Genomic DNA, 8,625 nt, shown 5'->3' on the forward strand with positions numbered 1-8,625 from the left:
AAATTTTTATGGCAAGCTCGGTATTAAACGCAGTCAAAATTTTTAAGTCTTAGCAGTATTTTTTTAGATTGTAAGGCTAGATTTTTTTTTGGGGCATTCAATTTCTTGTGTTAAAATTTTATTAGTGTGGCTTTAGAAAAACTATGCCTTGAAAGGTTATATTTTCCCATAAAAGCAAAAATGCAATTTTTTGCTTGACTAAATCCCGCACGGTCGGGCATTTCAATCGCTTTTATGCACATAAAAGCGGGTATCCTGCACTTTTTCTCTTAGCGTCTTAGTTTTGAGGTAATATCATCAAGGCTTTAAGACTTAGTAGATTGTTTATCGTTAAAAAAGATTGGCAGTAGCTATGATAGTCTTGCTAAAAATTTTTATTTCTTATGCCTTTAAGGGATAAAGATAAAAAATCCTTACTCATTGGCTAGAAAATTTTTCTTTGGCTATGTATTAGAGCATAAGTGATTTTTTTGGGCGTGAGTGTAAAATTTTTGTCCTTTTGGCTAAAAAATGCTTAGGCATTGAGTAAAAAATTGTTAGCAAAATTTTATAGGTTTGGCAGTAAAAATTACTAAGTTGTTGTAAAAAATTTACAAAGTTATTAGGTTTGTGATATAATGCGTTTATGATTGAGTTGCTTAAAAATATTGGTCTTGGATTGTTTGTTAATGGTAGCTTTGCACTTATGAATTTTGATTTTAAGCCACAAAGTTTCATTATTACAACTTTTAGTATCTCACTCATAGCGATTTGTATTTATATTCAAAGGAATCAAAAATGAATGAGCTAGTCTTAAATATATTTGCAAGCATTAGTGTTATTCTTGTGATATATGCACTTTTTTTATTATACAAACAAGATAAAGAATTAAAAAACAAACAAACAAAATAAAGATGGAATTACTAATCTTTGCTATTTTTTTTATTGTTTGCGATTGTGTTTTGTGCTTTTCAAGCAGTGAATGAATTATCAAAAAGATAAAATATTTTTAGCTATCAAATAAAGGATATTAAAATGAACAACTAAAATATTTTGGAGGCGTTATGATAGATAAATCCATTGATAAACCATTAGAATATTCTATTAGCGATAAGCCTTTGTTTGAATATGTGCCTTTCAAAAAATCTAGGGCAGTCTATCAACCTGTGATTAAAAGACTTCACACAAAATTTCACTCAAACATTATCAAAAACAAACCGCTTTTTACAAACACAAATCCCAAAAAACAAATCGTAATAAAAAATATTGGCACGATGAATAGAACTCATACGCTTAATGCGATTAAATACACTCTTAAATCCTCTTCGCTTGATAGTTTTTCCTTTGGCAATGATTTAGATTTTGGCTTGGATACAAACACAAATTCTATTCAAAATAATCTTGCCTTTAATGAATTAGGCGAGCTAGTCAATCTAAATCAAATCATAGATGATTGGCATAGCGATTGTTTTTCAAATGATAGAGGTAAAAAAGCATTACACCTTGTCTTTTCTCTCAAAGAATCTCAAAGTGATTCCTTAAAAGATATTTTACAAAACGCAGTCAAAGAAACCTTGCAAGCAAATCTAAACGAATACAAATACATTATGATTCCACATTCTCATCAAAACAAACCACATTTACACATTATCATCAATCGAAGTAATATCTTTAATGGCAAAAAATTACACTTTGATTCTAAAGAATCCTTAGCAAATTTTTATGATACCTTGCGTGAGGATTTTGCTTATAATCTTTTCATTTACTCTCAAGGTAAATTAGATTATACAAATGAAGTTTGCAATAAAGATTTTAGAGTAGCGCTGCTAAATAAAAAGATACAAGATTTAGAAAATACTAGCTTAGATAACTCAAATGCTACAATTTCACAAAATCAATTTATCCAAAATTCTTTTTATCAAAATCAATCTAATCAAAAATCCTTTACTCAAAATCCATCTAATCAAAAATCCTTTACTCAAAATCCATCTAATCATTCAAACGATTTAGATTCTAACGCGCTTAAGCAAGATATAGATTCTATTGCATTGCAAAAAAAGGCAATGGATTCACTAGAATCTAGGGCAAAAAGTTTGTCTTTAGAAAAAGCTAACTTAGAAAGAGAATTAAAAAATAAGCAAATCTATCTAAACAATGTTTCTAAAAAGATAGAATCCACTCTCTCTCAAGGTAAAAATCCTACCTCGCTTATTGCTAAAAAAGATTTACTCAAAGATGAAATACAAACCTTGCAAGTAAAAATCAGCTATACAAGCCACGATATAAGTGAAATAAACAAAGGATTTAAGCAGCTTTTTGATTCAAATGAGAGTTTCAAAGATTTTACTAAGCATTTTAATAGCTTTCACAAGAAAAAAGCATTGCTTAGTTCTTTTAATGGCTTTGAAAAATATCTATCCAAAGATTTAATCACAAAGCTAAACTACATAAAAGCAGAAGTATCACAATCCCAATTTGCGCTAAATCAAAATTTTCAAACATTGCAATCTAGCATTTATACAATGCTAAAATCTAATCAACAATCAAATACCTACACATTAAGCAAAAATTTCTACAAACTTAAGCGGTATAAAAGCATTGTCCGTGCGTTAGAATTTAGCGATTCTACCTCTCAAGCAAATAAATCTAAGGCTTTGCTTGATTTAACCCAAATAGAGCAGGAATTAAGGGCTTTAATATTACAAAGAATGGAATTTTTGCGCTTAGAAATAGCAAACTCAAAGACGCTAATTTCAAGCTATTATGATAAAAATCAACAATCTTATGATGAAAATCCCACCAAATTCATAGAATCAATGCTTACAAATCCTAAATCATTCAAAGAATATAAAACCTTATGTAGAATCCACAAAAAGCTAGTATTTTTAGACAAAGAGCTTGCAATGGCTACCAAACTATGCAAAAAGCTAGAAATCATAAAAACAATGCCAAAAGAGCAGCAATATATCAACAATCAAAGCATAGAATCATTTAGCACGCTTAAAAATGAAGTAAATTTCATCATAGAATCTAAACAAAAATTAGAGCAAATGCCACAATCTAGCCAACAATCAATCAATCAAACAAATAATCAAAACACTACGCCACAACAGCAAAAACCTTTAATCCCCACTCAAACCACAATCCAAAATCCAAATCAAAATCCACAAAATCAATCCATAAATGAATCTTTACCTAATACAAATGATTCTATACAAAAAGAAATATCAAATAATCCACAAACAAAAAAATTATCTAACATTCCGCATACTCGTTAAATATTCACTTCTATTTATTTTATATAAATTATTATAAATTTATATAAAATTTATAATATTCATCGTTTGCGTGATTTTGGTTTGTGGGTATTTTTGTTTTGCTTTTTTATCGGTTGAGATATTATTGGTTCTTGTCTTTTTACGATATATTGCGCATTTTGCATTATGTTTGCAGGCATTTCTTTAAGTTGTGATTTAGAATCCACGATAAGTTTATTAAAAAAACTCTCCAAATACGATTCATCAGGCGAAATCCCCTTTAGTGTATTGCCATAACTAGCCAAAACAAGTGCGTTTCTAAAATAAATTGAATGTTGTTTAAAAATTGTATTATCACAGGGAATGCCTATTTGATTGAGATATTTTATAGTAAAAACTGCTGTTGTGCGAGTGTTGCCCTCTATAAATGGGTGGATTTGCCAAATGTTAGAAATAAATCTTGCAATGTGCCTGCTCCATTCTTGTTTTGGGATTTTTGTATAATTTTTATTTTTTTCCATTTCAAAATCATAACTTAAATACTCTAGGATTTCGTTATGTTCGCCATATTTAACAGATTCTCCATTGAGTATTGATTCTTTCTTTGTTATGTTATAATCCCTAAAATTCCCCACATATTTTTCATTTATTTGACTAAATACCCCCTCAAACAATCGCCTATGAATACTTTTTAATGCAATAGGAGATAACACAAAATGATTTTCATCAATGCTTTGTGCGATTCTAGTTGCAACTAAATCGCATTCTTTTTCTGCTTGAATTTTAGGGTTATGCAAATCTTGTTTAGCATAATAGCTTTTTAGTTTTTCCTCTATTTCATAATAAGTTTTTGATTCTTTTATAGTGGTATAAAAGTATTGTGAGGGCTTAAGATTATCAACTTCATTAAGCCCCACACCTATTTCTAAATTTTCTTGTTTGTATTTTTGGGCTTTTTCATCAATAATTGTGTGTCCTTGTTTTTCCATTCTAAATCCTTTTTAACTTATCCTCTAATTCCTGTCTTAGCTGTATTTTTCGCTGTTGCAAATAGCACTCAATAGCCTCCTCCACAAAAGAGTTTCTACTCTCCCCCTTTTTACCAAACTCATCTAAAAACTCATCTAATTCTTTGATTCTACTCTCGCTCACATATAAACAAAACGGCTTTTTATCGCTTTTTTTGCTTGTAGGATTTTTTTCTTGCTGGACTTTTTGATTCATTTGATTTTCCTTTTGCCTATTATCCTGCGCGTTTGACATATTTTCTTGCTTAAGCACATCATTATTTGCATTATCCACATTTGCCGCATTATTTAGCACTTCTTGTGCTTTTTTGTCTTGCTCGCGTGTTTGTAGTTTTTGCATTTTATTGTTTGTAATGTTATATTGCATTTTACGCCCCCATTTTAGCATTGTCTTGCTTAAGTCTTGCTTGCTTAGAATCTAAACTAGATTCTTGCGTTTTTTTAGGCTTATTTGATTCGTTAGATTGTGCTTGTTGGGCGTTGTTTGTTAAATGCTTTTGCGCTAAAAGCGGAATATTTAACTCCACAAACTCATCAAAAAACCTCTCAAATTCTGCTTTTGCTTTTTCATCGCTATATTGTGTGATTCCATAGCCCTCGCTTACTGCGCGTTTATATGCGATTCGCTCACTTAGATAATTTTCTAGCAAGATAAATCTATCAAGCCTCGCTTGCAAATGTTGCTCTAGCACTTGCTTTATAGCGTTTTGAAAATCGCTAATTTCTTTGTGTAGCATAGGATTTGGGCTAATTTTATTCATAAGGATTGAAACTTTTGCTTCCTCGTTGATTTCGGTAATGTCTGTGATTGTTTGTAGCATAGCACATAGCACATCAAAATCATATTGACTAGGCACGGTAGGCAATAAAATAGAATCTGCAAAAAGCATAGCCTTTCTAGCTTCTATGCTATCAATCCCCCCTGTATCAATAATGATAAAATCATACATTTGTAGATTTTGTTTTATTGATTCACTTATATTGCCTGTGCGGTTTGATAAATGAAAATGTGGCAACTTGCTAGATTCTCTGCTTTCATCTTGCCTTATGTTGCAAAAACTCTCTATGCTTTTTTGTGGGTCAGTATCCATTACAAGCGTTTTAGGCGAATACTCTAACAACTTTAATGCTAAATTTGCGCTAATGGTAGATTTTCCACTTCCGCCCTTTTGGTTTGCGATTGTGATAATATGTGCTTCAGTTTGCATTTTTTGTCCTTTTATTTGATTTTTGCATTATAAAAAATCTTTTGCTAGATTCTTTTGTCTATTTTTTTACTTAGCGTTCATCACGCCTAAGGCTTTCAAATCCAAATCTAGTTCCTTAGCATTGCTACAATAGGCTTTTTGGTTATTTTTCCTGCGTATCTCTAAACCTCGCCTATAACTATCTAATTCCATTTTGAAAAGAAACTCTGCTGCAATGGGATTGCCACCTGCTTTTTCCTCGTAATGCTCCATACAAGTTGCCACTACATACAGCATTTCATCTTTCAAAAATCCTTGATTTTTGATTTGTATTTTGTCCTTATTTAAGTCTATGTTAATCATTGCAATTCCTTTGTAAGAAAAATTTATCGCATTATATCACAAATATTTGAAAATACAATCAAATAATATTAAATATTTGATATTTACATATAATAAAATAACATTACATTACTAATAATAAAATAAAGACACATAAAGTTATTTTATTATGCGTTATTAGTATATATCATCTTATGCTAGATTTTACGCAAATAAAAACTAACTAATCATTGATAATGTTTAATACGATTACAAAAGATAAAATTCAATAAAATAATATTATGTTAAATAAACTAAAATAAGATACAACAAATTATTATAAAATACAATGTGTTTCAAAAAAAAATTAGATTTTTGTTTTGCTTTGTGTAGGCAAAATCTAGCAAAAATAGGCACTAACTCATCTTTACTAAAAAAGATTTCATCTTGCTTTGTGTGGATTCCCTCATAGCATTGTTTATGCCACTCGTTTATGTATTTTATGTTTTTAGGTTTATCCTCGCGTGGTATGCGTGGCGTGGATAGATTTTTTGATTTTAAAGCATTTTTGTTTTTGTGGTAGATTTCATATTTTTTGGGCGTAAAAATCCCCTGTGTAGCATTGTTCATTGTTTGTCCTTTGTATGATTAGTATTTGATTTGAAAGTGTAAGGAGGTGTTAAAAAAAGCTGCTTTTTAAGCGCTGCTTTTTTTTAACATATCGCAAAAATTTTGTTAAAAAATCGCAAATTTTTTAACAAAAAAATCCGCTTTTTGTGTGGCTTAAAAAACAAATAAGCCAAACAAAAGCGGATAAAAAGCTAGTGTGCTAAAAAGCACACCAAAAAAGCTCCAAACCTCGCGCCAATAAAACGCGCTAACTTTGCTAAAAAAAACCTAGAATCTAAAAACGCTAGAATTTATACGCATAAGATAGTAAGATTTGATTGCGCGGGCTTGTGGCAACTCTCGCAAATGGCTTTCCGTCTTGATTTATCATATTAGCTTCGCTTACTTGCCCATTTACTGCTGAATAGCCTTTATACGCATAAGCTAGCCCGATTTGATGATTATTGAAATAATAATGCAAACCTATGCGCGTAATCCACGCAATATTTGTAAAATTTTTAAATTCCATTTTATCATTTTGCACACCTATATCCCCCATCAATGTGCTAGCTTCAAAACCACTGCTTAAATCTAAGCCCAAAGTATGCTTACCAACACGCATAAAATCCCAAAGCCAAGCCACCTCTAACCCGTATTGAATCGCGTTTGTTTCTTTTTCAATTTTTATTTTTTCATTTCCTTCTTCAAAATCTTTAAAAGTCGCATTGTAATTTGCATAACCTATATTTGCCTTAACGCGCAAACCTTGATTTTGCATATAATACCATTGATAGCCAAAAGTAAGATTTACAATAGGATTAACCGATGTTACATTAGGCGATAAATCATTAAAATCATTATAAACATTAAACCAAATCCAATTATCCGTAACCGCTAACCCAACTTCCCCACCGATAAAACAACCGCTTGCCTCATATTTGCCCCTGCAAAATCCCAAAAAACCGCTTTTTATGATTTTGTTATTTTCTGCCTTTTTTGCTTTTAGCATTTCATTTTCGCGCTTTATAGCATCTATTTGCTCATGTATCTCTGCGCTTGTCTCTACGCGCTCGCTACTCTCTCTCTCTCTCGTTATCTGCAAATGCAAAATTTGCAAACACTAAAAAAATGCTTAAAAAAGCACTAACGCCCTTAAAACCCTTAAAACCATTGCAAAAACTCAAAGTTTTCATTTTTTCGTCCTTTTCTTTGAAATGTAGATTTTTTGTTTTTCCTTGCAAAAATGCAAACAAAAACGCGTGATTCTAGCGTTTTTATACTTTAAGAAACATTAAAAAACATAAAAAGCAAAAAACGCAAAAAAAAAACAAAACAAACAAAAAACACTCACCCCACGCATTACTGCGCTGCTCTCATTAGGCTTTTTTATTCTCCACAAACGCAAACGCGCTCGCGTTTGTTTTCGCTAGAAAACCACACCCCATCCACGCTACAAATAAGCTAATGTAGGGCTAAAAAAACTACGCCTTTTTAGGACTAACCTAAGGGGGAATATTTTTTGAAAAGATTTTAGCAATCTTTAAGACTTCGCTAGCAAATCTTAAAAATGCTAAAATCACAAAAACAAATTACTCATTATGCCCCGACTAAGCCCGCTAACTCTTAAGCTTCTAAAAAGAAACTTTTAGCTTATGCACGGGAGTTTCTTCCCTTACACGCTAGCCACGCGTTTATCGTCCATAACTTCCAAGACATAGCTTTCATTTATTTTTGATAAGAGTATTTTATAACAATAAAAACCCTAAAAACCACAAAAACACGCCATTCTCTCGCCTTTTTTATCCCTTAAAAAAAGCGTGCTTTTAAGCGCGCGTAAAGTGATAAAAAAAATCCGCAATTTATTCTTTATAATTGCAAAAATATCCTTAATATAATGTATTTTTCTAATATTTTTAATGCAGAATTTGTTGTTTTAAAGCAGTGTTTAAGGGATAAAAAAGTCGAAATGTTATCGTTTGCGTGATTTTGGTTTAGAATAATTAGCTGGAATTTTGTTTAGCTTATATTCATTTGTTGTTTTCAAAAATGTATCTATGGTAAGTTTTTTACTTATTAAATCTTTAAAATTTGATACAAAATCATTACAAATTGTGTCGTTTTTAAAGTTTATATTCTTAAAAGTTGGTATTTTTGTTAGCTCTATTTGTTTGATATTATTTATGACATCATTTGGTGTAATATTGGTTTTTTTGCAAAGCAAATCAAAACCCTTGCTAACGCTTA

The 8,625-nt window shown here is 30.8% G+C and carries 7 protein-coding genes and 1 pseudogene; 1 reads left to right on the forward strand and 7 read right to left on the reverse strand.

Features of this window, described 5'->3' with window-relative positions; all coding sequences use genetic code 11:
- The first annotated feature begins 1,043 nt into the window (after positions 1–1,043).
- A complete protein-coding gene (locus tag ACWIX0_RS11975) occupies positions 1,044–3,257 on the forward strand; it encodes a relaxase/mobilization nuclease domain-containing protein (protein WP_454174219.1) in 2,214 nt (737 codons plus the stop codon).
- 59 nt (positions 3,258–3,316) lie between these two features.
- Here the strand turns inward: ACWIX0_RS11975 and ACWIX0_RS11980 are convergent, their stop codons facing one another.
- The 7 genes and pseudogenes from ACWIX0_RS11980 to ACWIX0_RS12010 all read right to left on the reverse strand — a co-directional run.
- Positions 3,317–4,225 carry a Fic family protein gene (locus tag ACWIX0_RS11980; RefSeq protein ID WP_454174220.1) on the reverse strand — a complete coding sequence of 303 codons (909 nt, stop codon included), beginning with the start codon at positions 4,223–4,225 and terminating at the stop codon, positions 3,317–3,319.
- A gap of 1 nt (position 4,226) precedes the next feature.
- Entirely contained in the window at positions 4,227–4,631 is a 405-nt protein-coding gene (locus ACWIX0_RS11985; protein WP_454174221.1) for a hypothetical protein, read from the reverse strand.
- Between the two features lie 163 nt (positions 4,632–4,794).
- Positions 4,795–5,472, reverse strand: a pseudogene (locus tag ACWIX0_RS11990) (ParA family protein); the annotation flags it as partial.
- A 66-nt stretch (positions 5,473–5,538) separates the two neighbouring features.
- The gene (locus ACWIX0_RS11995; protein ID WP_454174222.1) at positions 5,539–5,814 is read right to left on the reverse strand and encodes a hypothetical protein; all 276 of its coding nucleotides are present in this window, start codon (positions 5,812–5,814) and stop codon (positions 5,539–5,541) included.
- A 258-nt stretch (positions 5,815–6,072) separates the two neighbouring features.
- The gene (locus tag ACWIX0_RS12000; protein WP_454174223.1) at positions 6,073–6,402 is read right to left on the reverse strand and encodes a hypothetical protein; all 330 of its coding nucleotides are present in this window, start codon (positions 6,400–6,402) and stop codon (positions 6,073–6,075) included.
- A 283-nt stretch (positions 6,403–6,685) separates the two neighbouring features.
- Positions 6,686–7,498 carry an outer membrane beta-barrel protein gene (locus ACWIX0_RS12005; RefSeq protein WP_454174224.1) on the reverse strand — a complete coding sequence of 271 codons (813 nt, stop codon included), beginning with the start codon at positions 7,496–7,498 and terminating at the stop codon, positions 6,686–6,688.
- A gap of 852 nt (positions 7,499–8,350) precedes the next feature.
- Positions 8,351–8,625 (reverse strand): hypothetical protein (locus ACWIX0_RS12010; protein WP_454174225.1); only part of this gene is annotated, 275 nt, incomplete at its 5' end.

This window comes from Helicobacter sp. T3_23-1059 (assembly GCF_053654515.1).